The organism is Candidatus Aeolococcus gillhamiae (assembly GCF_016464765.1).
In the GTDB taxonomy this organism is placed as follows: Bacteria; Chloroflexota; Dormibacteria; order Aeolococcales; family Aeolococcaceae; genus Aeolococcus; species Aeolococcus gillhamiae.
Genome location: NZ_JAEKNS010000132.1, coordinates 1 through 20,361, shown reverse-complemented (window position 1 = coordinate 20,361; position 20,361 = coordinate 1). Strand labels below are relative to the sequence as shown.

Annotated in this window: 21 protein-coding genes, 1 tRNA gene and 1 rRNA gene; 13 read left to right on the top strand and 10 right to left on the bottom strand. The window is 70.7% G+C overall.

The features are described from left to right. Positions 1-15: 15 nt before the first annotated feature. The 3 genes from rrf (at position 16) to JF886_RS13265 (ending at position 2,002) form a co-directional block, all read left to right on the top strand. Positions 16-132, top strand: a 5S ribosomal RNA gene (rrf, locus tag JF886_RS13275). Between the two features lie 90 nt (positions 133-222). Beyond that, positions 223-642 (top strand): VOC family protein, encoded by a 420-nt coding sequence (locus JF886_RS13270; protein ID WP_337313229.1) that lies wholly within the window; start codon positions 223-225, stop codon positions 640-642. Positions 643-688: 46 nt separating this feature from the next. Beyond that, positions 689-2,002 (top strand): flavin-containing monooxygenase, encoded by a 1,314-nt coding sequence (locus JF886_RS13265; protein ID WP_337313227.1) that lies wholly within the window; start codon positions 689-691, stop codon positions 2,000-2,002. A gap of 19 nt (positions 2,003-2,021) precedes the next feature. On the opposite strand, the gene JF886_RS13260 is transcribed toward JF886_RS13265, so the two are convergent. Continuing rightward, positions 2,022-2,834 carry an SDR family NAD(P)-dependent oxidoreductase gene (locus JF886_RS13260; RefSeq protein ID WP_337313225.1) on the bottom strand — a complete coding sequence of 271 codons (813 nt, stop codon included), beginning with the start codon at positions 2,832-2,834 and terminating at the stop codon, positions 2,022-2,024. A 137-nt stretch (positions 2,835-2,971) separates the two neighbouring features. On the opposite strand from JF886_RS13260, the gene JF886_RS13255 reads away from it, so the two are divergent. After that, positions 2,972-3,583, top strand: a complete 612-nt coding sequence (locus tag JF886_RS13255; protein ID WP_337313224.1) for a MarR family winged helix-turn-helix transcriptional regulator — start codon at positions 2,972-2,974, stop codon at positions 3,581-3,583. 10 nt (positions 3,584-3,593) lie between these two features. Here JF886_RS13255 and JF886_RS13250 read toward each other — a convergent pair whose 3' ends face one another. Genes JF886_RS13250 through JF886_RS13220 form a run of 7 tightly spaced genes read right to left on the bottom strand, consistent with a single transcriptional unit; the run spans position 3,594 to position 12,742 of the window. Beyond that, positions 3,594-4,577 carry an NAD-dependent epimerase/dehydratase family protein gene (locus JF886_RS13250; RefSeq protein WP_337313222.1) on the bottom strand — a complete coding sequence of 328 codons (984 nt, stop codon included), beginning with the start codon at positions 4,575-4,577 and terminating at the stop codon, positions 3,594-3,596. Continuing rightward, positions 4,574-5,599 (bottom strand): adenosyl-hopene transferase HpnH, encoded by a 1,026-nt coding sequence (gene hpnH, locus JF886_RS13245; RefSeq protein ID WP_337313219.1) that lies wholly within the window; start codon positions 5,597-5,599, stop codon positions 4,574-4,576. Before hpnH ends, JF886_RS13250 begins: the two co-directional genes overlap by 4 nt. Positions 5,600-5,607: 8 nt before the next feature. After that, the gene (gene shc, locus JF886_RS13240) at positions 5,608-7,488 is read right to left on the bottom strand and encodes a squalene--hopene cyclase (protein WP_337313217.1); all 1,881 of its coding nucleotides are present in this window, start codon (positions 7,486-7,488) and stop codon (positions 5,608-5,610) included. Further along, on the bottom strand, positions 7,481-8,776 hold the full coding sequence (hpnE, locus tag JF886_RS13235; protein ID WP_337313215.1) for a hydroxysqualene dehydroxylase HpnE: 1,296 nt from the start codon (positions 8,774-8,776) through the stop codon (positions 7,481-7,483). The genes shc and hpnE overlap by 8 nt, the downstream gene beginning before the upstream one ends. After that, the gene (locus JF886_RS13230) at positions 8,776-10,515 is read right to left on the bottom strand and encodes a squalene/phytoene synthase family protein (protein ID WP_337313213.1); all 1,740 of its coding nucleotides are present in this window, start codon (positions 10,513-10,515) and stop codon (positions 8,776-8,778) included. The genes hpnE and JF886_RS13230 overlap by 1 nt, the downstream gene beginning before the upstream one ends. After that, entirely contained in the window at positions 10,512-11,672 is a 1,161-nt protein-coding gene (gene fni / locus JF886_RS13225; protein WP_337313211.1) for a type 2 isopentenyl-diphosphate Delta-isomerase, read from the bottom strand. Before fni ends, JF886_RS13230 begins: the two co-directional genes overlap by 4 nt. Before the next feature lie 2 nt (positions 11,673-11,674). Then, positions 11,675-12,742, bottom strand: coding sequence for a polyprenyl synthetase family protein (locus JF886_RS13220; protein WP_337313209.1), 1,068 nt, complete (start codon positions 12,740-12,742; stop codon positions 11,675-11,677). 126 nt (positions 12,743-12,868) lie between these two features. On the opposite strand from JF886_RS13220, the gene JF886_RS13215 reads away from it, so the two are divergent. The 3 genes from JF886_RS13215 to folE all read left to right on the top strand — a co-directional run bounded on the left by JF886_RS13215 (position 12,869) and on the right by folE (position 14,698). Beyond that, a tRNA-Leu gene (locus tag JF886_RS13215) sits at positions 12,869-12,955 on the top strand. Between the two features lie 347 nt (positions 12,956-13,302). Next, complete coding sequence (locus JF886_RS13210; protein WP_337313207.1) at positions 13,303-14,013, top strand: SDR family NAD(P)-dependent oxidoreductase; 711 nt, start codon at positions 13,303-13,305, stop codon at positions 14,011-14,013. 58 nt (positions 14,014-14,071) lie between these two features. Next, a complete protein-coding gene (gene folE, locus JF886_RS13205) occupies positions 14,072-14,698 on the top strand; it encodes a GTP cyclohydrolase I FolE (protein WP_502711432.1) in 627 nt (208 codons plus the stop codon). A 6-nt stretch (positions 14,699-14,704) separates the two neighbouring features. On the opposite strand, the gene JF886_RS13200 is transcribed toward folE, so the two are convergent. Then, on the bottom strand, positions 14,705-14,914 hold the full coding sequence (locus JF886_RS13200; RefSeq protein WP_337313205.1) for a hypothetical protein: 210 nt from the start codon (positions 14,912-14,914) through the stop codon (positions 14,705-14,707). A 36-nt stretch (positions 14,915-14,950) separates the two neighbouring features. Between JF886_RS13200 and rlmN the strand changes: the two genes are divergently transcribed. From rlmN to ribH, 6 genes are all read left to right on the top strand, one after another. After that, positions 14,951-16,072 (top strand): dual-specificity RNA methyltransferase RlmN, encoded by a 1,122-nt coding sequence (rlmN, locus tag JF886_RS13195; protein ID WP_337313203.1) that lies wholly within the window; start codon positions 14,951-14,953, stop codon positions 16,070-16,072. A gap of 2 nt (positions 16,073-16,074) precedes the next feature. Then, positions 16,075-17,169, top strand: a complete 1,095-nt coding sequence (ribD, locus tag JF886_RS13190; protein ID WP_337313201.1) for a bifunctional diaminohydroxyphosphoribosylaminopyrimidine deaminase/5-amino-6-(5-phosphoribosylamino)uracil reductase RibD — start codon at positions 16,075-16,077, stop codon at positions 17,167-17,169. Next, complete coding sequence (locus JF886_RS13185; RefSeq protein ID WP_337313199.1) at positions 17,170-17,793, top strand: riboflavin synthase; 624 nt, start codon at positions 17,170-17,172, stop codon at positions 17,791-17,793. 3 nt (positions 17,794-17,796) lie between these two features. Beyond that, positions 17,797-19,017: a bifunctional 3,4-dihydroxy-2-butanone-4-phosphate synthase/GTP cyclohydrolase II gene (locus JF886_RS13180; RefSeq protein ID WP_337313197.1), complete on the top strand. Its 1,221-nt coding sequence runs from the start codon at positions 17,797-17,799 to the stop codon at positions 19,015-19,017. Positions 19,018-19,028: 11 nt separating this feature from the next. After that, positions 19,029-19,391, top strand: a complete 363-nt coding sequence (gene aroH, locus JF886_RS13175) for a chorismate mutase (RefSeq protein WP_337313195.1) — start codon at positions 19,029-19,031, stop codon at positions 19,389-19,391. A gap of 93 nt (positions 19,392-19,484) precedes the next feature. Beyond that, positions 19,485-19,946 (top strand): 6,7-dimethyl-8-ribityllumazine synthase, encoded by a 462-nt coding sequence (gene ribH, locus JF886_RS13170; protein ID WP_502711433.1) that lies wholly within the window; start codon positions 19,485-19,487, stop codon positions 19,944-19,946. 2 nt (positions 19,947-19,948) lie between these two features. On the opposite strand, the gene rpmB is transcribed toward ribH, so the two are convergent. Continuing rightward, entirely contained in the window at positions 19,949-20,137 is a 189-nt protein-coding gene (gene rpmB / locus JF886_RS13165) for a 50S ribosomal protein L28 (RefSeq protein ID WP_337313231.1), read from the bottom strand. Positions 20,138-20,361 lie beyond the last annotated feature (224 nt).

Sequence of the window (20,361 nt, the reverse complement as noted above, 5' to 3'; positions counted from 1 at the left end):
TGCAAAAGAGAGATATCCGGTGACCATAGCGACGGGGTCACACCTGTTCCCATCCCGAACACAGTAGTTAAGCCCGTCTGCGCCGATGGTACTGCCCTGGCAACGGGGCGGGAGAGTAGGTCATTGCCGGGTATCTCTTTTCTTTTGCCCGCCGATGCACCGGTATCGCCGTGCTCCGCCCGTGACGGGGAAGCGTCCGTCGGCGCTCTGTACACTGGCGCCGTGCCCATCGACGAGCCGGACGTCATCCCCATGCTGGCCTACGAGAACGGCCCGGCAGCGCTGGATTGGCTCGCCGCCGCATTTGGTTTTCGCGAGCGGAGGCGAATGACCGACGACAGCGGCCGGCTCACCCACGGGGAGATGGAAGCAGGGGACGGCCTCATCATGCTGGCCACGCCGAGCCCTCACTACCAAGGTCCCGCGCATCATCGCGAGCACTGCGCGGCGGCGCAGGCGTGGTCGGCCGTTGCGTACATCGTGGACGGCGTCCTGGTGCACGTCGGCGACGTCGCAGCGCACCACGCGCGCGCTCGAGACCACGGCGCGCGGATCCTCAGCGAGCCGGAGACCGACCAGTTCGGCACCCGCTACCGCGTGGAGGACGTCGAGGGCCACCGCTGGATGTTCGTCCAGCGCTAGCCATCGTCTGGCACGGGTGCGGTACGGGCTCGGATAATTGCCCGCCATGACCACAGCCGCGCCGTCCAAGCGCGTCTGCGTCATCGGCGCAGGCCCAAGCGGCATCGCCGCCTCCAAAGCCCTGCACGAGCGGGACTTCTCCTTCGACTGCTTCGAGCGCCGGTCGCGAGCGGGTGGCCTCTGGGCCGTGGCCGACGGTGACATCCAGGCGTCCTACCCGTCGCTCGAGTGCAACACCAGCAAGCGTCGCACCGAATTCTCCGACTACCCGATGCCGCAGGCGTTCCCGCCGTACCCGCACAACACGCAGATGGCCGCCTACTTCAACGCGTACATTGACCATTTCGGTTTTCGGGATCACATCACCTTCAACACCAGCGTCGAGCACGCCGCCCGCGCCGCGGAACGCGGCTGGGAGGTGCAGCTCAGCACTGGCGGGACCCGACAGTACGACGCGGTCGTGGTCGCCAACGGCCATCATCGTGAGCCGCGTTGGCCAAGCCCGCCGTTGCCGGGTGAATTCTCCGGCCGCCAGATGCACGCCCACGACTACGTGGGGCCTGACGGGTTCGAGGGCAGGTCCGTGGTCGTGCTCGGCATGGGCAACTCGGCGATGGACATCGCGGTCGAGCTCAGCGGCGTCGCCGGCAACGTCTACCTGGCCAGCCGCCGCGGCGCCCACATCGTGCCCAAGTTCGCATTGGGCAGGCCGATCGACAGCTTCAACACCGCCCTGCCACTGCCCTGGTCGGTGAAGCGGGCGTTCTTCAGTCTCATCGTGCGCGGCACCATTGGGCGCCCCGAGGACGTCGGCCTGCCCAAGCCGGACCACCGTCTCGGCGAGGCACACCCCACCGTCAGCCAGCGGATCACCGAGCGCGTCAGGGCCGGGGCCGTGACACCGAAACCGAACATCGAGTCGTTCGCCGGCAGTCGCGTCCGCTTCACAGACGGCAGTGAGGTGGTGGCTGACGCTGTCGTGTACTGCACCGGGTACAACGTCAGCTTCCCCTTCCTCGATGCCGACGTCTTCAGTGCCGTCGACAACCGCGTCGACCTCTTCCACCAGGTGTTCCCGCCCGGCGTTGCCAACCTCGCGTTCATCGGGCTGGTGCAGCCCTTCGGTGCGCTGATGCCGATCGCGGAGGCGCAGGCGCAATGGGTCGCCGACCAGCTCGCCGGCGACTACCGCCTCCCCACGATCGAAGTGATGCGCGGGCAGATCCGCCACGAGCGGGCCGTGCGCGAGCGCCAGTTCCTGGCGTCGCCGCGACACACCATGGAGATCGACTTCTACGCCTACTTGCGCGGGCTGCGCGCGGAGCGCCGCCGCGGACACAAGAGCAGCGTCACCGCCTGAGCGCGGCTCCGTCTGAGTATCACAGCCGGTTGTCGCGATCCGTGCGGATGCGCTCGCGGTACACGGAGTCGATCCGGCTGAGCCGGTCGGTGAGTGCGTCCAGCCGCGGCGACAGCGCCGACAGCAGCGCTCCCGCCCGCACCAGCGGAGAGCCAACCAGGATGCGGCGGGGCCGCTGCTCTAGCGCCCGCACGACCGCTGCTGCCACTGCATCAGGGGTCACCGCGGACGACTCGACCAGGCGGTTCGGGGTCAGCTGGTCACTGACGCGCGCCCACATGCCCACGCCCGTCACTGCAGACGGGCAGATGACCGTGGCGTCCACGCCGCTCCCGGCGAGCTCCTTGCTCAGCGACAGCGAGAACCCCACGAGGCCCGCCTTGGCGGTGTTGTACACCGCATTGAACGGCACCGGCTTGATCCCGGCCATCGACGCGATGCTGATCACGTGCCCCCGCCCGCGTGTGCGCAATCCCCCGAGGGCGGCGTGGGTGAGCAGCATCGCCCCGACGAGGTTGACGTCCAGCGCGTGGCGCACCTCCTCGGGTTCGAGGCGGTCGAACTCGCTGGCCTTCTCGATGCCGGCGTTGTTGATGAGGACGTCGGGCACGTGCTCGGCGCGCTCGCAGTGGCTGATGATGCGGGCCCGGTCGTCGGCGTCGGCGACGTCGGCGACGAGTGCGTGGCAGGACAGACGGTCACGCAGCGACAGCAGCGCAGCCGCGTTGACGTCCACCAGCATCAGCACGGCGCCCCGGCTCGACAGGGCGGTGGCGATGGTGGTGCCCAGCCCACCGGCGGCGCCGGTGAGAAGCACATGGCGACCGCTCACGGCCGTACCTGCGGCCTGTTCGCGGCTCATCCGGACGCTGCCGAGACGTCGTCGCGGGCCGCGGCGGACGGTCCCAATGCCCATGTGGGGAACCGGGAATCAACGCGCTCGATGGCGCCACCGTGTACATTCACGCCATGTCCACCGAGGGTGTGCGTCGAGCGCGTGATGCGCTGGCCGACATCGAGCTGGTCGCCCAGCTGCGCAGCGCCTTCGCGGAGGCCCAGTCGATCATGGGTCAAACGCTGGCCAGCTTCGGCTTGACCGAACAACGCTACCACCTGCTGCTGGTGGTCGCCGCCGGCGGGCCTGCCGGGACCGGCCAGGGCGCCCTGGCTCGAGTGCTGCACTGCCCGGAGTCGCGCATCTCCCTCCTTGTCCATGAGCTCAGAGACGCGGGGCTGGTCGAGGCCGTGCGCGACGACTCCGACCGGCGTCATGTCAGGGTGCGCCTCCACGGCGATGGGGAGGGGGTTCTCGCTCGGGCGGTCAGCGTGCAGCGCGAGGCGCTGCACAGCCTCATCTCGACACTCGAGGTGAGCGAGGTGACCCGGCTCGCCGAGCTGGTCGCCCGCACGTACCTCGGCCTGGAGCTGTCGGTGTCGGTGAAGCCACCGCAGCGACCCGCGCGCGCTTCCCGGGCGGCCGCGCGGAGCGCGATTCGCCTCGCCCCCGATCCGCCGGCCACAGCCAAGGTGACGCCGCTGCCGACGACCGACCCGCCCCGGGCAGCAGCGGCCGGCGCCTGACCCGCCGCGGTCACGCTGCGAGGTACCCGTGCTCGCGGTACCAGCGCACCGACTCCTCGAGGGCGACGTCGACGCTGGACGGGATGACCCCCAGCTCCTCCTGCGCTCGACGGGTCTCGACGTACATGCGGTGTCGCGCCATCCGCGCCCCTTCCAGCGGGACAACCGGCTGCGCGCCGGCGACCACCCGGCAGCGCGCTTCGTCGACGAGCGCCGCGAGCAGCGCCACGGCATGCGGCATGCGTAGGCGCGGCGGCCGCCGTCCTGACACCGCGCCGAGCCGCGCCCACAGCTCGTCGAAGCTGAGGTTGGCCCCGCCCACGAGGTACCGCCGTCCCGGCTGGCCCCGCTGGAGAGCGGCGAGATGGGCCCTGGCGACGTCTGCAACGGCAACGACATTGAGGCCGCCATCGACGCTGGCGAGAACCCGGCCGCGAAGGAAGGTGAGCACGGCCGCGCCCGTCGGGGTCGGCTTCCAGTCGCGCGCGCCGACCGGAGCGGTCGGCAGCACCAGGACGGTCGGGATACGTGCCGCCAGTGCGGCCCGCTCGGCCGCGATCTTGGAATCGTGGTAGGCGGAGTGGCCGTGCTCGTCGGCGTGGTTCGCCTCTGTCGCCGGCCGGCCGGCACGCGCCGGACCGACGGTCGCCGAGCTGGAGGTCACCACGGCCCGCTCCACCTCTGCCAAGCGGGCAGCCTCCAGGATGCCCGCAGTTCCAGCCACATTGGTGCTGCGGATTCGAGCCCGCTCCGCCGGCGCGAACGAGTACGCAGCCGCGGTGTGGATCACCGCCCGGCAGCCGCGCATCGAATCGACGAGCCGCCCGGCACGGGTGACGTCGCCGACGACCTCGGTCAGACCCGACCGGCGGCCCAACTGCCCATGTGTGCGCACCAGGGCACGGACCGGGTGACCCGCCTCGAGCAGGACGTCGAGGACGTGCCCGCCGATGAAGCCGGTCGCCCCGGTGAGGAAGACCTCGTCGCCGCTCACGCCATCCGTTGCCCCACGAGTGTGTCCGACGCGGCCCGCAGGGTCTGGCGCAGCGAACCGGTGGTGGCGATCACCGCGGTCGGCTCGTACCCGCAGTGGGCCATGCAGTTCTCGCAGCGAGGGTCACGTCCGCGGCCGTACTGCGACCATTCCGTCGTGTCGAGCAGGTCCCTATAGGTGCGCACGTACCCGTCGCTCATCAGGTAACAGGGACGCTGCCAGCCGAGCACCGAGTACGACGGGATTGCCCATGCTGTGCAAGGGAAATCAACGACCCCCTCGAGGAAGTCGAGGAACAGCGGGGAGTGGTTGAGCCGCCACTTCTTGCGGCGACCGTCCGCGAACGCCTCGCGGAAAATCGCGCGGGTGCGCTCCACGCCGAGGAAATGCTCCTGGTCAGGCGCACGCTCGTATGCGTAGCCCGGCGAGATCTGCATGACGTCGACCTTGAGGTCGTCGTTGAGGAAGTCGAGCACGTCGCGAACAGTGCTGGCATCGTCCTGACCGAAGAAGGTGGTGTTGGTGCTCACCCGGAACCCGCGCCGCTTGGCCTCACGAACCGCTGACACCGCCTTGTCGAACACACCGTCACGGCAGACGGACTCGTCGTGGCGTTCGCGCAGCCCGTCGATGTGGACGGACCAGGAGAAGTACGGCGACGGCTTGAACCTGTCGAGCTTGCGCTCCATGAGCAGCGCGTTGGTGCACAGGTAGACGAACTTCTTGCGTTCGATGAGCGCCGCGACGATCTGGTTGATCTCACGGTGGACCAGCGGCTCCCCGCCGGCGACGGAGACGATCGGGGCTCCGCACTCCTCGACCGCGTCAATGCATTCCTGGACGGTGAGCCGCCGCGCCAGGATGTCATCCGGTTGCTGGATCTTCCCGCAGCCGGCACAGGCGAGGTTGCACTGGTAGAGGGGCTCCAACTGCAGCACCAGCGCGAACTTCTCGCGGCGGTGCAAGCGCTGGTTCATGACGTAGGCACCGACTCGGGCGGTCTGTCGCAGGGGGATTGCCATGTTCGCTCCTAGGCGTCGGTGCTGGCGTATCTAGCCAGCGCCATCAACGGAAAAACGTGCCGGTAGAGGTGGTAGTTGATGTAGAAGTCGCCAGGGAAACCGGTGCCGGTGTGCTCCGGCTCCTCCCAGGTCCCTGCCGATTGGCGGTCGATGAGGTGGCGGGCGCCAGAGCTAGCGGCAACCCCGTCGCCGACGCCCCCGGCCTGCAACGTCAGCATCGCCCACGCTGTCTGCGATGCGGTGCTCGACCCGACCCCTGCGAAGGACGGGTCGCGGTACGACGCACAGGTCTCACCCCAGCCGCCGTCGTGGTTCTGCACGCGCTCCGTCCACGCCAGGGCGCACGACACGGCGCGGTCGTCAATATGGAGGGGGGCGAGCGCGCTGACAACGCACCACGTCCCATACACGTGGTTGACGCCCCAGCGCCCGAACCACGACCCCTCTGGCGCCTGGGCGCCGCGCAGATAGGCAATCGCCGGAGCCAGCAACGGGGCGTCCGGCCGGACGCCGAGCGCGCTGAACATCTCGATGGCGTGGGCGGTGACGTCCTCGCTCGGAGGATCGAGCATGGCGCCGAAGTCGGCGAACGGAAGTGAGTACACCACCTGGCGCACGTTGTCGCGGTCAAAGGCCGCCCAGGCGCCGTCGCTCGAGCGCATCGCGGCCACCCAGCGTTGCGCGCGTGCCACGGCGTTGCGCACCTCGTCGGTCTGTTCCGCCTCAAGCAAAGCGAGCACAACGACGGCCGTGTCATCGACGTCGGGGTAGATGTCGTTGTCGAACTCGAAGGCCCACCCGCCTCCCTCGGTCCCGGGTGCGCAGCGCACCTGCCAGTCTCCGCCACCGACGATCTGCTCGTCGACCAGCCACTCCACCGCGCGTCGCAGCGGGGTGGCATGCGCGGGCATCCCGGCTCGGCGCAGCGCGAGGATCGCGAGCGCGGTGTCCCACACCGGCGACATGCACGCCTGGAGACGCCAGCCGCCGTCATCCTCAACGGCGAAGCGGTCCAGCCCCGTCAGCCCGCGTCGCATGACCTCGTGGTCGAGCGGCATGCCCTCGAGATGCAGCGCGATCAGCGAGTACACCCACGGTGGCTGAATGCCACCCCAGCTTCCGTCGGCCTCCTGCCGCGCACGGATCCATTTCACCAGCCGGCGCCGCGCAGCGCTGCGACCGGGGTGGATGCGCAGCCGTTCGTATTGCTTCTGCAGGTGGTCGGCCCACGCGAACGGCCCGCTCGCCTCGACCCGGCGCAGACGCCACTCGGTCCCCGGGAGGACCAGCTCGGCGAGCGAGAACGGGAGCGGCCGGCACGGCCGGCGGGAGATGACGATGAGCAGAGGCGCGATCGTCCCGCGTGCCCAGCATGCGAAGTCGTATAGGTTGAGCGGGACCCTTGGCGGCAGCCAGACCAGCTCCGGCGGCATGCTGGGAACGCCCTCCCACGGGTAGGCGCCGAAGAGAGCCAGCCAGATCTTGGTGAAGACGCGCGCGTGGGCGACCCCGCCCTGCTCGAGGATGGCGCGCCGTGCCTGGCTCAGCTCCGGTCGCGCGCCGTCGAGGCCGAGGACGCGCAGGGCCACATACGCCTCGATGGTAGTGCTGAGGTCGGCGGGAGCGTCGTGGTACAGGCCCCAGGAACCGTCCTCGCGCTGGCAGCCGAGCAGGTGGCGGATCGCTCCGTCCCTGATGTCGTCGTGCGGGAGGCCGAGAAACGCGAGCAGCAGTACGTGCTCAGACGTCATGGTGACGTTGGTCTCCAGCTCCCCCGACCACCAGCCGCGCGCGTCCTGCCGTTCGAGGAGGTGGTCGACCGCGGCGCTGACGGCGGCGCGTGAGCCCGGAATGACGCCGGCGTGTTCGCGCTGCAGGGTGTCAGCCACGCGCCGTCTCCAGCTCACGCGTTGCACGCCGGGGCGCGTTGGCGAGCACGTCGGCGGCCGCGCGACCGCTGCGCACCGCCGACTCCATGGTCGCCGGCCAGCCGGTCGCGGTCCAGGCGCCCGCGATGGCGAGGTTGGGACGCGACGTCGTCGAGCCCGGGCGATGCAGCCCCGGAGCGGGGATAAAGGTTGCCTCGGGGTCGCGCGTGACAGCGCCTCGCACCAGACGGGCGGAGCCAAGCCGCGGCAGCACCGCGGTCAATTCCCCGTGGCACAGCTCGACGAGGTCTGCTTCCGGGCGGCCCACCACGGTATCGGCGGCGCTCAGGCTGCAGCACAGGTAGCCTGGTTGCTTCTCGAACACCCACTGCACCGGCGAGCCGACGATGGCGGCGAAGCCAATGTCAACCGCGGCGTCGAACCAGAGGTGAACGTCGACGATGGCTCGGGATTGGAACCGGTCCAGCCCGGTGACGCCGTACCGCGTCGGGTCTCCGAGGATGGCGGCGGCACGCGCCGGTGGCACGGCGAGCACCACCGCGTCGCCCACGATCTCCTCGCCGTCATTGCAGCGGACTCCGTGCACGTCCCCGCCGTCGTCGAGCAGAGCCACGACGCCGCTGCGCAGACGGACGCTGCCTGCGCGCGCCGCCGCGGCTTCCGCGATCCGCGCCAGGGGGACGCGCGACCAGCCAATCCGCGCCGCGTCCGGGTGCCCGGTGAAGGCGGTGCGGATCACGAACAGTGCGTCTGCGGCGGCCACCTCGTCGAGCCTGCCATTGAGCGCCGGCACGACGAAGAGCTCCCAGAAGCCGTCGATGGCCGCGCGTCCCTGGCCGTGGCGCCGGAGCCATGCGGCGAAGGTCTCACCGGGGCCAGGGGTCTCGCCGGCACTGCGCAGGCCGCGGACCACCTCGAGCTTCGCCGCGAGCCGCAGCGGTGCATACGCTGCGAACGATGGGAGCAGGCTGAGCGCGGGGGGCAGTCCGCGCGTCGCGAACAGCCTGCTCGGACGGCCCTCGCGGCGCAGCACGGTAACCTCGAACCGCCGCTGGTTCCAGAGCGCGTCGCTCATGCCCAGTGACCTCACGAAGTCGAGATAATCGGTGCAGCAGCCGAGATGGACGTGCTGGCCGTTGTCAACCTCCACCCCGTCGACGGTGAATGACGTCGCCTTGCCACCGACCAGCCGGGTCCGCTCCACCAGGACGACGTCGTGGCCGCGGTCGATCAACCTGCACGTGGCGGCGAGCCCGGCTAGTCCCGCGCCGACGACGACGACGCGCATCAGCGGCGGGCACCGCTGCCGGCGCTCACCACCCTGCGTGGTGCTCGCGGCAGCGCCGCACGAACCAGCACCGCCGCCTTCCGTGAAGGGGTCAGGGAGAGCCGCCGCTGCAGCGGCGTCTCCGGGTGCGCCTCGATCTCCGCGAGGATGCGCTGGTACAGCCCGGCCATGGTGCGCACGCAGATCCCGGCGCGATGCGGGATGTGGTGCTCCACGCGGAGCCCCGAGGCGAAGAGACGGCGTGCCCGTCGTGCCTGAAAGCCGACGAATTCCGGCCAGCGCGGTGGAGGAGCTGCGCCGGCGAGCTGCTGCTCGCTGATGCCGAAGGCGGCGAGCTCGTCCAAGGGGAGGTAGATGCGCCCCATCTCCAGGTCGCCGCGGACGTCTCGGAGGATGTTGGTGAGCTGCATCGCCTGCCCCAGGTCGTCCGCATGGGCCAGCGCGACCTCGTCGTCGAAACCGAAGATGCGCACACACATCCGACCCACGCTGGATGCGACCAGGAGGCAGTAGCCGGCCAGCTCATCCCAGTCGGAATATCGCGACGTGGTGAGGTCGCGCTCGACACCGTCGATGAGAGCGTCCAGCTCCGCGCGCGGGATGCGGTACGACGCCACCGCGCGGGCCAGGACGGTGGTGACGTCGTCGTCGGGCTCGCCCGCCAGGGCGCCACGCAGCCGTGCCCGCGTCGAGTCGAGCGCTGCGCGTGGGTCAGCAGCCGTGGGGGAGTCGACGGCGTCGTCGACCTGGCGCGCGAAGTCGTACAGCGCGTAGATGGCGGTGCGCTGCGGCCGCGGCAGGGCGATGAACCCCCAGTAGAAGTTGGCCGCGTTGATACGGGCGAGGCGCTGGCAGACCCGCTCGGCCTGCACGATGCCGCCGTTGCTCGCGGAACCGGGGTGGTCGGTCGCCAGGAGCGCGATCGCCTCGGCCGCGAGACGGGCCTTGACCGGCGCGCTCACCTCGGGGCGAACCGCATCGGTACGGAACGACGCGCGCCGGATCGCGTCGAGGATGGCCGTCCCTCCCAGCCGGTACATCGCCAGCTGGGCACGCAGACGGCCGGCGGTCATCGCCTCCAGCTCGCAGCCCGCCTCGAGCATGGCGTGGGCGCGCTCACAGAGCGCGCGCACCGCGCCGTGGACACCCAGTGCGGCGACGTCGTCAGCCGGCAGGTAGCGCCGCCCGAGGCGCGCGTCGACCGCGACGTCCTGGGCAAAGTTGGCCAGCTGCAACCCGATGCACACGGAATCTGAGAGCCGCTCCGCACGCGGACCGCGAATCCCTAGCACCGCGAGGACCATGCGGCCGACGGGCGCAGCCGACAGCCGGCAGTACGCCTCCAGCTCAGGCCAGCTGGCGTAGGCGGTGACCCGCTGGTCCTGGAGGTTGGCGCTGATCAGGTCGACGAACGGCTGCACCGGGATCGCGCACGCATGCACGGTCTCGCGAAGAGCGAGCAGGACAGGGTGGGTGGGCACCGCGTCGCCGCTCAGCGCGGCGATCACCTCAGCGCGCCACATCTGCAGGCGAGCGTCGGAGCGGCTTTCGTCGCCGAGGTCGTCCGTCACCCGGCAGTACGCGTAGATGCGCGCCAGGTGGACGCGCAGCTCGGCAGGAAGCACCGCCGACGCGACCGTGAAGTTCTCGTAATGACGACGCGCAAGGCGCCGGCAGAAGGCATCCGCGTGCGCCAGCTCGGCGTGAGGGGGTGACGGGGCGGGTGCGAGCACGCTCATCCGCGAGCGGCTGTGCGTGTCACCTGGGTGCCGCGGAGGTCGGAGATGGTCTCGATCAGGCTGGCGACCAGGGTGACCCCGTCCGCGCCCGGGACGGGGCCGCCGTCCTCGCGCACCAACCGTGCAGAGCTGCGCAGCGAGGGCAGGTCGCGCGAGCCGGTGCAGAACATGGCGATGCGCAGCACGTCGAACCACTCGCGTCCGAGGTTGACGCACGCCTGCGTGCCGAACGCCGCGGCGCGCAGGAAGGGCCCTGCCACTCCGACGAGGTCGGCGCCGAGCGCGCTGGCCACGGCGACGTCGAGCCCGCTGCGCACTCCGCCGCTGGCGAAGATCACGCCGTCCGGGGCGGCCGCGCGCGCCTGGGTGAGCGCGACCGCCGTCGGGATGCCCCAGCCGGCGAACGCTGCCGCCGTCCCCGCCGCGGGGCCGCCGAGGCGATGGCGCTCGACCTCACTCCAGGAGGTGCCCCCAGCGCCGGCCACGTCGACCGCGGCGACGCCCGCGTCGAGCAGCCCGGTGACCAGGTCCGCCGAGATTCCCCAGCCGACCTCCTTGACGATCACCGGCACGGCAAGCGAGGCCGCTACCGTCTCGATGCGTCCCAGCAGGCCCGCGAAGCAGGTGTCGCCCTCCGGCTGCAGCGCCTCCTGGAGCGCGTTGAGGTGCAGCACCAGCGCGTCGGCGCCGAGCATGTCGACGAGGCGCGCGCAGTCACCGCTGCTTACCCCGAGGTTGAGCTGCACCGCCCCCAGGTTGGCCAGCAGTGGAACCGTCGGGGCGATCTCTCTGACGGCGAAGCTGGGGAGCGCCTCGGGACGCTCCAGGAGTACGCGGGCAGAGCCGAGACCCAGGGCGATCCCGAGCTCGGCAGCCGTCTCCGCGAGCACCATGTTGATGCGCGCCGCCTGCTCGGTCCCACCGGTCATGCACGAGATGAAGAGGGGAGAGGCGAGCTGCCAGCCCAGCACCTCGGTGGCGGTGCTGACCTCGTCGAGGTCGATGTCGGGGAGCGCGCAATGCATGAAGCGGTAGGCGTCGAAGCCGGTGGACACACCCTTGGCGGCGACGTCCTCCTCGAGGTTGATGCGCAGGTGGTCCGCCTTGCGGCTGCTCGTCGCTCCGTTGGGGTGCGAGCGCTCACCGTTGATGGCCACCATCAGGCCGCCCGCTCGACGATGAAGTCGACGAACGACCGGAAGTCGCCGACCGCCACCGGCGAGAGCCCGCACATCCCCGCCAGGCGCATCGCCGAGCGGCTGCGACGCGCCAGCTCGTCGGCGACCGCCTCGCCGGCCCGCGCCTCGTCGAGGAGCGCCAGGATCACGTCCTCGTCGCCCCCGGGTTGCCGGTAGAGCCGGCGGAAGTGGCGCTGCGCCGCGCCTCGCAGTCGTGCGTGGCCGGCGACGACCGGGTAGGTGACCTTGCGCCGGGCAAGGTCACCGCCGCAGCCCTTGCCGGTCACCGCGCTGTCTCCCCACGTTCCCAACCAGTCGTCGCGCACCTGGAAGGCGATCCCCATCTCGATGCCGGCGCGGCGCAGCAGCGCGGCCCGGCGCGAGTCGGCACCGCCAAGCAGGGCTCCGGCCTCGAGCGCCGCACCGATCAGGGCTCCGGTCTTGGCGCGCGCCAGGTGCAGGTAGGTGGTCACGGTAGTGTCGATCTGCCCCTCCAGGGCAAGGTCGAGGCACTGGCCTTCGATGACGGCGACGATGGCGTCGTTGATCGCCGTCGCCGCACGCAATCGCGCCGTCGGCCGATCACGTCCGGACAGCAGCGCGCGGTAGGCGATCGCGTGCATGCCGTCACCGGCGTTGATCGCCTGGGCGCTGCCCCAGACCGCCCAGACGGTGGGGCGATGGCGACGTTCGACGTCGCCGTCCTGGATGTCGTCGTGGACCAGGGTGAAGTTGTGGATCCACTCGACGGCGGTGGCGGCGGGCAGCGCGCTCGCCACGTCCCCACCGCACTGCTCGGCCGCCCAGAGTGCCAGGCAGCCGCGCACGAACTTGCCCGATGCACCCCTGCCAGGCCGCCCCTGCGCGTCGGTCCATCCCAGGTGATAAGAGGACATCGCCCCGATGCGAGTCCCAGAAGCGGGGGCACTGGCGCGCAGAGCTTCGTGAAGGGGAGCGAGCATGCGGCCCAGCGCCACGGGAACCTGGTCGGCGGCGCCGCTCCGGGCGGGGGGGGCGGCGGCTTCAACGTGGTGGAGGGCTACTGCCATGCCTCATCCCAGTGCATAACGCCGGATAATGATTCACGCATAGTAAGTAGTCTCGAGATGGCGCACAAGGCGGCCGCGAGCGGCGGTTGCGCGCGAGCCGGTGCAGGTAAAATCCGCCGGCCACGTGCCCAGGTGGTGGAATTGGTAGACACGCCAGCTTGAGGGGCTGGTGACCGCAAGGTTGTAAGGGTTCGAGTCCCTTCCTGGGCACCACGTTTTCGTATTCAAAGCGGCGCTTTCCAGGAGGACCGGTGGCAGGTCTGGCGCATGTGCGCAAAGTTGAGGAGTATTTGACGCAATTGGCTTATTGAGGGGTCCCCCAGTAGCCGACGTTCGTCACCAACCACGCACAAATCGACGTTCGCGCTGACAATCGGCCCGTGGAGCTCGCGCTAGGCGCTGGCTGGCCCCCCGGCCGCTGCCTTGGCGGATGTGCGAGCGACACCCCAGGCCCACGCCGGCGGAGTGATAGCACGCCGCCGGCAGCCTGGGTTCCCGGAACCGGTACCTGACCGTGGCTCCGCGTACAGGGAACGGCGGCAGTACGATCCTGCGTCGACGTGACAGGCACAAACGACGAGTCGCGCGACGATGTCGCCGTCGTCACCGGCGCAGGGCGTGGCATCGGCCGCGCGATCGCGCAACGCCTGGCTGGGCCGTACACCGTGCTGGCGGTGGCACGCACCGAGTCGGAGCTCGCCGAGACCGCCGCCGGCCGGCCGGGGATCCACGTGCACCACGCCGACGTGGGCGCAGCCGGTGCCATGGCGGAGATTGCGGCGGTAGCTGCGGAGCTCGGCCGCATGGCGGTGTGGGTGAACAACGCGGCGGCTCTGGACCCGCAACCGCTGGCCGACATCAGCGACGAGCGCTGGCGCGCGGTCATGGCCGTCAACCTCGACGCCGCGTTCGCCGGGTGCCGCGAAGCGCTGCGTCGGATGGCTGCCGGCGGCGGGGGCGTGATCGTGAACATGGCTTCACTCTCCGGCGTCCCCGGGGTCGAGAAGTTCCCGGGCAATGCCTCCTACAACGTCTCCAAGGCCGGGCTGATCGGTTTGACCGAGGCGGTGGCCTTGGAAGGTCGTGAGCACGGCGTGCGCTGCGTGGCGGTGAGCCCTGGAGCGGTGGACACCGCGATGCTGCGACGCGCCGCTCCCCAGCTGCGTGCGGGGATGACCCCGGAGGACGTCGCCGCCATCGTGGAGTTCCTCGTGAGTGACGCCGCAGCTCCGCTGTCCGGCACCAACATCCCCATCTACAGCAATCGATAGCCGCCGGCAGACGGACTCTCCGGCCGGCGCTGCCTGGTCGCGGTGGCATAGTTGCCGGATGGACGAGCCCACGCCGCTGCCGATCCGACCGTCGCGGGATCAACCGGTCGCGGCCGTCGCCTCCGTGGGCGCTGACCCGATCATCCCGCTCATCGAGTGTCTCATCCGCGAGGTCGGCGAGGACACGGCGCGGGAGGGCCTCCTGCACACGCCGGACCGCGTCGCCCGCAGCCTTCGATTCCTGCTCAGCGGCTACGACCTCGAGGTCGCCGACGTCATCAACGGCGCCGTCTTCGAGGAGAGCTACGAAGAGATGGTGCTGGTCCGCGACATCGAGGTGTACTCGCTCTGTGAGCACCACCTGTTGCCGTTCTTTGGCAAGGCGCACGTCGCCTACCTGCCGCGCGGCCGCATCGTCGGGCTCAGCAAGCTGCCGCGAATCGTGGAGATGTTCGCGCGCCGCCTCCAGGTCCAGGAGCGGCTCACCACCCAGATCGCCGCCGCGCTCAACGAGGCTCTCGATCCCTACGGCGTGGCCGTGGTCATCGAGGCCTCCCACCTCTGCATGATGATGCGCGGCGTCGAGAAGCAAAACAGCCGCACGGTGACGTCGGCCTTGACCGGGGGCTTCCAGACCGACCCCAAGTGCCGCAACGAGTTCCTCGACCTGCTGGGGCGCACCTGAGCGCCGTCAGCGCACTCCCACCACCGCGACGTCGAGGAGCATCACCAGCCCGCCGGCGATGAAGAGGGCCAACCCCAGCGCCAGGTGAACCCAGCGGATCGGCGGCTCGCGGCGGCGTCGCGCCCGGCTCACGAGCGTGACCCCGGCCAGTCCAAGACCCGCCGCGATCAGGATCGTCGCGGGCACTCCGATGAGGCCGCTGAAGAGGTCGCGCACCGGCCCAGTCTAGGTTCGCTGCGAGAATGGAAGCCTATGCCCCGCATCGCACTGAGCACCGCGGACTCCGACACCCTCATCGAGCTGCTGTCCGCACACGGCGCGCCCGCCTTTCGCGCGGCACAGCTGCGCCACGCCGCCTGGCAGCCGTTCGTGTCCGGCTTGGACGACATCCGTCAGCTCCCGTCCGAGCTGCGCAGCCGGCTCAGCGACGATCTCGACTTCTCCACGGTGACGATCGCCGCTGAGAGTGAGGCGGACTTCGGCCGCACCATCAAGCTGCTCTGCAGGCTCGCCGATGGGCAGACGGTCGAGACGGTGGCGATGGAGACTCCCGGGCGCGAACTGTCACGGCGCCGGTCGACGGTGTGCGTCAGCACCCAGGTCGGCTGCGCCGTGGGGTGCCCGTTCTGTGCGACGGGACGCATGGGGCTGCGCCGCTCGTGCACCGCCGCGGAGGTCGTCGACCAGGTGCGCGCCGCCGCCAGGGCGCTGTACGCGCGCGGCCTGGGGCCGGTCACGCACGTCGTGTACATGGGCATGGGCGAGCCGCTCGCCGCATACGACGCCACCGTGGGATCGATGCGGGTGCTCGTCGCCGACGGGGGCCTCAGCGCGCGCCGCATCACCGTCTCCACCAGCGGCGTCGTGCCGGCCATCCACCGGCTGGCGGTCGAGGGCATGGGCTGCACGCTGGCGGTGTCGCTGCACGCCTCCACCGACGAGCTGCGCGACCGGCTGGTGCCGCTCAATCGCGCCCACCCCCTCGAGTCGCTGGTCGGCGCGGCCACCGGCTACGCCCGCGCCACCGGGCGCAGGCTCACCTTCGAGTGGTGCCTCATCGGCGGCATCAACGACAGTGTCGAGCAGGCCCGCGGGCTGCGCGACATCGCCCGTCGCGCACACGCCCACGTCAACGTGATCCCCATGAACCACATCGACGACAGCCCCTGGGGGCCTCCCGACCGGCGCACCGAGCTGGCCTTCCTCACCGAGCTCGATGGCGCGGTGGTCACGGTGCGTGACACGCGCGGATCGGACACCGACGCGGCCTGCGGACAGCTGCGCGCCGCCCTCGAGCAGCGCCGCAGCCTTCGCCCGGACGGAACCCTGTCGCCGCCGGCGCGACGTGTCGCACCTGTCTCGTCGACGCGCTGACCGTGGCTGACGACGGCGCGCTCATGGACGTCGCCCTGGCCGAGGCGGCGCTTGCCGATCACGCCACCAGCCCCAACCCCATGGTCGGGGCTGTGGTGGCGCGTGGCGGCAAGGTCGTCGCGGTCGGGTACCACGCGCGGGCCGGCGAGCCGCACGCCGAGGTCAACGCGCTGGTCGTGGCGGGCGACGCTGCCAGGGGCGCCGACCTGCTCGTGACCCTCGAGCCGTGCACCGTGCAGGGCCGCACCCCGCCGTGCGTCGACGCGGTCATCGCCGCCGCGCCGCGCCGGGTCGTGGTCGCCATGCTCGACCCGAACCCTGCGGTGGCCGGGCGCGGCGTCGCCGCTCTCGAGGCCGCCGGCATCGCCGTCGAGGTCGGCGTCCGCAACGCCGAGGCGGAGCGACTCAACCGGTTCTATCTCACCCACATGCGCACCGGCATGCCCTTCGTGACCGCCAAGTTCGCGGCCTCTCTGGACGGGCGGATCGCCACCCGCACCGGCGAGTCGCGGTGGATCAGCTCAGACGCGTCCCGCGAGCTAGCCCATCGGCTGCGCCACCGACACGACGCCATCCTGGTGGGCGCGAGCACGGTCGCGCAGGATGACCCGGTGCTGACCGCGCGGCTGCCCGGTGGCGCCCGGCAACCGCTTCGGGTGATCGTCGACAGCACCCTGCGCACCCCGCCGACGGCTCGCCTCTTCACGACCGACGGCGGGCCGGTGCTGATCGCCACCACCGCAGCCGCCCCGCCGGAGCGAACCGCTGCACTCGAGGCGGCGGGTGCTGAGATCGTCGTTCTGCCGGCGAGCCGGGGTGGCGTCGACCTGCCCGCCCTCTTCACAGTCCTGGGCGGTCGCGAGGTGATCAGCGTCCTGGCCGAAGGCGGCGCCGCGGTGCTTGGCTCGCTGCGCGACCAGGGCCTGATCGACGCGGTCGTCGCCGTGCTGGCCCCCCGCCTGATCGGCGGCGACGCGGCCCCGGCCGCGATCGGTGGTGAGGGCGCCGGGTCGCTGGCCGAGGCCGTCGTCCTCACCGACCTCGAGGTCGAACAGCTCGGCGGCGATCTCATCGTGACCGGCTACTGTGTGCGGTAGATGTTCACCGGGATCGTCGAGGAGGTCGGTCAAGTCGACAGCGTCGACGCCGTCGACGGCCGGTTGCGCATCAATTGCGGCGAGGTGCTGCGCGGCGCGCGCCGGGGCGACAGCATCGCGGTCGACGGCTGCTGCTTGACGGTGACCGACTTCATCAGCGCTGGCTTCGTCTCGGACGTGATGCCCGAGACGTTCGCGCGGACCACGCTCGGTTCGCTGGGCGTGGGTGACCAGGTCAACCTCGAGGCGGCGCTCCGCCACGACGGCCGCGTGGGAGGCCACCTGGTCACCGGGCACGTCGACGGGGTCGGCCGGATCACCGCCATCCGTGCCGACGGCAACGCCACCTGGGTGACCATCGGATCCCCCCCGGCCCTGATGCCGCTGCTCGTCGAGAAGGGATGCATCGCCATCGACGGGATCAGCCTCACCGTGGTGAGCGTCGATGACGCGGGCTTCACCGTCTCGCTGATCCCGCACACGCGTGACCACACGATCGCCGGCGGCTGGCGGGTCGGCAGCGACGTCAACCTGGAGGGCGATCTCGTGGCCAAGTACGTGCAGCGCGGCGTCGCCGCGCACGCCAGCACCACGCGAGCCGTGGTGCTGGCTGCGGAGGGCTGACCGATGACGCTGTGCACGCCCGAGGAGGCGATCGAGGACATCCGCCAGGGTCGCTTCGTGGTCATCGTCGACGACGAGGACCGCGAGAACGAGGGTGACCTCGCCATCGCCGCCGACCGCATCACCCCCGAGGCCGTCAACTTCATGGCCACCCACGCCCGGGGACTGGTGTGCGTGGCCTGCGAGGCATGGCGGCTCGACGAGCTCGGCCTTTCCGCCATGGTTGCCAACAACACCTCACAGTTCGGCACGGCGTTCACGGTGAGCGTCGACGGGGTGGGCCGCGGGGTGACCACCGGCATCTCCGCCTTCGACCGCGCCACCACCATCAGGCTGCTCTGCGACGAGCATGCGCGACCCGGCGATTTCGCCAAGCCAGGTCACACGTTTCCCCTCCGCGCCGCACCGGGTGGCGTGCTCGAACGGGCCGGCCAGACGGAGGCGATCGTCGACCTGTGCAAGGCCGCCGGGCGCTTTCCTGCCGGCGTGATCTGCGAGATCATGCGCGCCGACGGAAGCATGGCCCGCCGCGCCGACCTCGACGACTTCGCCGCCGAGCACGGCCTGCGCATCGTGGCCATCAGCGACCTCATCGCCTACCGGCGCCGCAGCGAACGCCTGGTCGTCCGCGGCGCCACCACGACCCTGCCGATCGACGAGGGCGTGGTCACCATCCACGCCTACGAGGACGTCATCACCGGCGCCACCCACGTGGCCTTGTGCTGGGGGAACGTGGCCGACGGCGGACCGGTGCTGGTGCGGGTGCACAGCGAATGTCTCACCGGCGACGTGTTCGGTTCGCAGCGCTGCGACTGCCGCGCCCAGCTGGATCGCGCCATGGCCATCCTCGGGGACGCGCGCCGCGGCGTCCTCGTCTACCTGCGCCAGGAGGGCAGGGGCATCGGGCTGCTCGACAAGCTCCGCGCCTACGCGCTCCAGGACCGCGGCCTCGACACCGTGGAGGCCAACCAGCACCTCGGCCTTCCCGTCGACAAGCGCGACTACGGCATCGGTCAGCAGATCCTCGCTGACCTCGGCGTGCAGCGGATCCGCGTTCTCACCAACAACCCTCGTAAGTACTACGGGCTCTCCGGCTTCGGGCTCGAGGTGGTGGACCAGGTGCCGCTGGTGGTTCCGCCGACCGCGCACAACCGGCGCTACCTGGAGGCCAAGCGAACCAAGCTCGGGCACCGCCTCGACCCCGAGCAGCTCGACGCCGGCTAGCCGCGGCGGCCATGGCCATCCAGGCGATCCGTGGCGCCATCCAGGTCGAGGCAAACGATCGCGGCCTGATCCTCGAGGCCATCGCCGAGCTCGTCCAGGCCGTGCTGGGGCGCAACGGCCTCACCGCCGAAGAGCTGGTCAGCATCGTCTTCACCGCCACGCCGGACCTCACGGCCGAGTTCCCCGCCTACGCGGCCCGCCAGGCCGGCATGACCGACGTCCCGATGCTCTCCGCAACGGAGATCGACGTGCCCGGGGCCATGCCGCGAGTGCTCCGGCTGCTCGCCCACGTGGAGACCACCCGGACCCGCCATGAGCTGCGCCACGTCTACCTGCGCGGGGCCACGCAGCCGCGCACGGACCTTCCCCAGTGAGCTCCCGGCGCACGCGCCGATAGCCCAACGTCCCGAAATATCTGGGACGATGCGCGCGTGGATGTGAAGACGGGCAAGCTCGATGCCACCGGAATGCGCTTCGGGCTGGTGGTCGGTCGCTTCAACGACGTCGTCTCGCAACGCCTCCTCGAGGGAGCGGTGGACACCCTGCTGCGTCACGGCGCGCGTGACGCGGACCTGGTGGTGGCCTGGGTACCCGGATCCTTCGAGATCCCCGTCGCCGCCAGGGAGCTCGCCGAGCATGGCAACGTCGACGCGGTGATCTGCCTCGGGGTGGTCATCCGCGGGGAGACGGCCCACTTCGACCTGGTCGCCGGCGAGGCCGCCCGCGGCGTGGGGGCGGTCCACGCCGCCACCGGGGTGCCGACCGGCTTCGGCGTGGTCACCGCGGAGAACCTCGAGCAGGCGCTCGACCGGGCGGGCGGCAAGGCGGGCAACAAGGGCGCTGACGCCGCCATCGCCGCCGTCGAGATGGTCAGCCTGCTGCGCGCGATCAGGCGGCCGCGGCCGGCGCGGCGCAGCGCAGCCTCGTAGGGCTAACGAGCAGCCTTCGCCTGGGTCCGCACGCAGCGAGTGCAGACCTTGGCCTTGACGAGACGGCCGGCACGGAGAATGTGGACGGACTGCAGGTTGGGCATGAAGCGGCGCCGGGTGTGTCGCTTGGAATGGCTGACGTTGTTGCCCGACATGGGCCCCTTTCCGCAGACGTCGCAGCGCTGAGACATGGTGTGGTGATCTTCCCGGAAAACGGTCCAGCGCCGAAAAACGATGGCACCGCGTACTAGAATTGCGCCCCACCACACAAGTGGCCTTGGCGCACCCCGGAACTCGGTCCGGGCGGTGGCCAAAGATAACACAAGGCCGCGGCGCGGCTTATGGGATCCGACGTGACGAGCAAGGTCAAGGCACCGCACGCCCTCACCCGGACCGAGAGCCTCGGCCGGATCGA

Excerpts from the sequence above, each read along its gene's own strand:
- JF886_RS13265 (WP_337313227.1), top strand. The coding sequence starts at position 689 with ATGACCACAGCCGCGCCGTCCAAGCGCGTCTGCGTCATCGGCGCAGGC.
- JF886_RS13255 (WP_337313224.1), top strand. The coding sequence starts at position 2,972 with ATGTCCACCGAGGGTGTGCGTCGAGCGCGTGATGCGCTGGCCGACATC.
- hpnH (WP_337313219.1), bottom strand. The coding sequence starts at position 5,599 with ATGGCAATCCCCCTGCGACAGACCGCCCGAGTCGGTGCCTACGTCATG.
- hpnE (WP_337313215.1), bottom strand. The coding sequence starts at position 8,776 with ATGCGCGTCGTCGTCGTCGGCGCGGGACTAGCCGGGCTCGCCGCCACG.
- JF886_RS13230 (WP_337313213.1), bottom strand. The coding sequence starts at position 10,515 with ATGAGCGTGCTCGCACCCGCCCCGTCACCCCCTCACGCCGAGCTGGCG.
- JF886_RS13220 (WP_337313209.1), bottom strand. The coding sequence starts at position 12,742 with ATGGCAGTAGCCCTCCACCACGTTGAAGCCGCCGCCCCCCCCGCCCGG.
- folE (WP_502711432.1), top strand. The coding sequence starts at position 14,072 with ATGGACGAGCCCACGCCGCTGCCGATCCGACCGTCGCGGGATCAACCG.
- rlmN (WP_337313203.1), top strand. The coding sequence starts at position 14,951 with ATGCCCCGCATCGCACTGAGCACCGCGGACTCCGACACCCTCATCGAG.
- JF886_RS13185 (WP_337313199.1), top strand. The coding sequence starts at position 17,170 with ATGTTCACCGGGATCGTCGAGGAGGTCGGTCAAGTCGACAGCGTCGAC.
- JF886_RS13180 (WP_337313197.1), top strand. The coding sequence starts at position 17,797 with ATGACGCTGTGCACGCCCGAGGAGGCGATCGAGGACATCCGCCAGGGT.
- aroH (WP_337313195.1), top strand. The coding sequence starts at position 19,029 with ATGGCCATCCAGGCGATCCGTGGCGCCATCCAGGTCGAGGCAAACGAT.
- ribH (WP_502711433.1), top strand. The coding sequence starts at position 19,485 with ATGCGCTTCGGGCTGGTGGTCGGTCGCTTCAACGACGTCGTCTCGCAA.
- rpmB (WP_337313231.1), bottom strand. The coding sequence starts at position 20,137 with ATGTCTCAGCGCTGCGACGTCTGCGGAAAGGGGCCCATGTCGGGCAAC.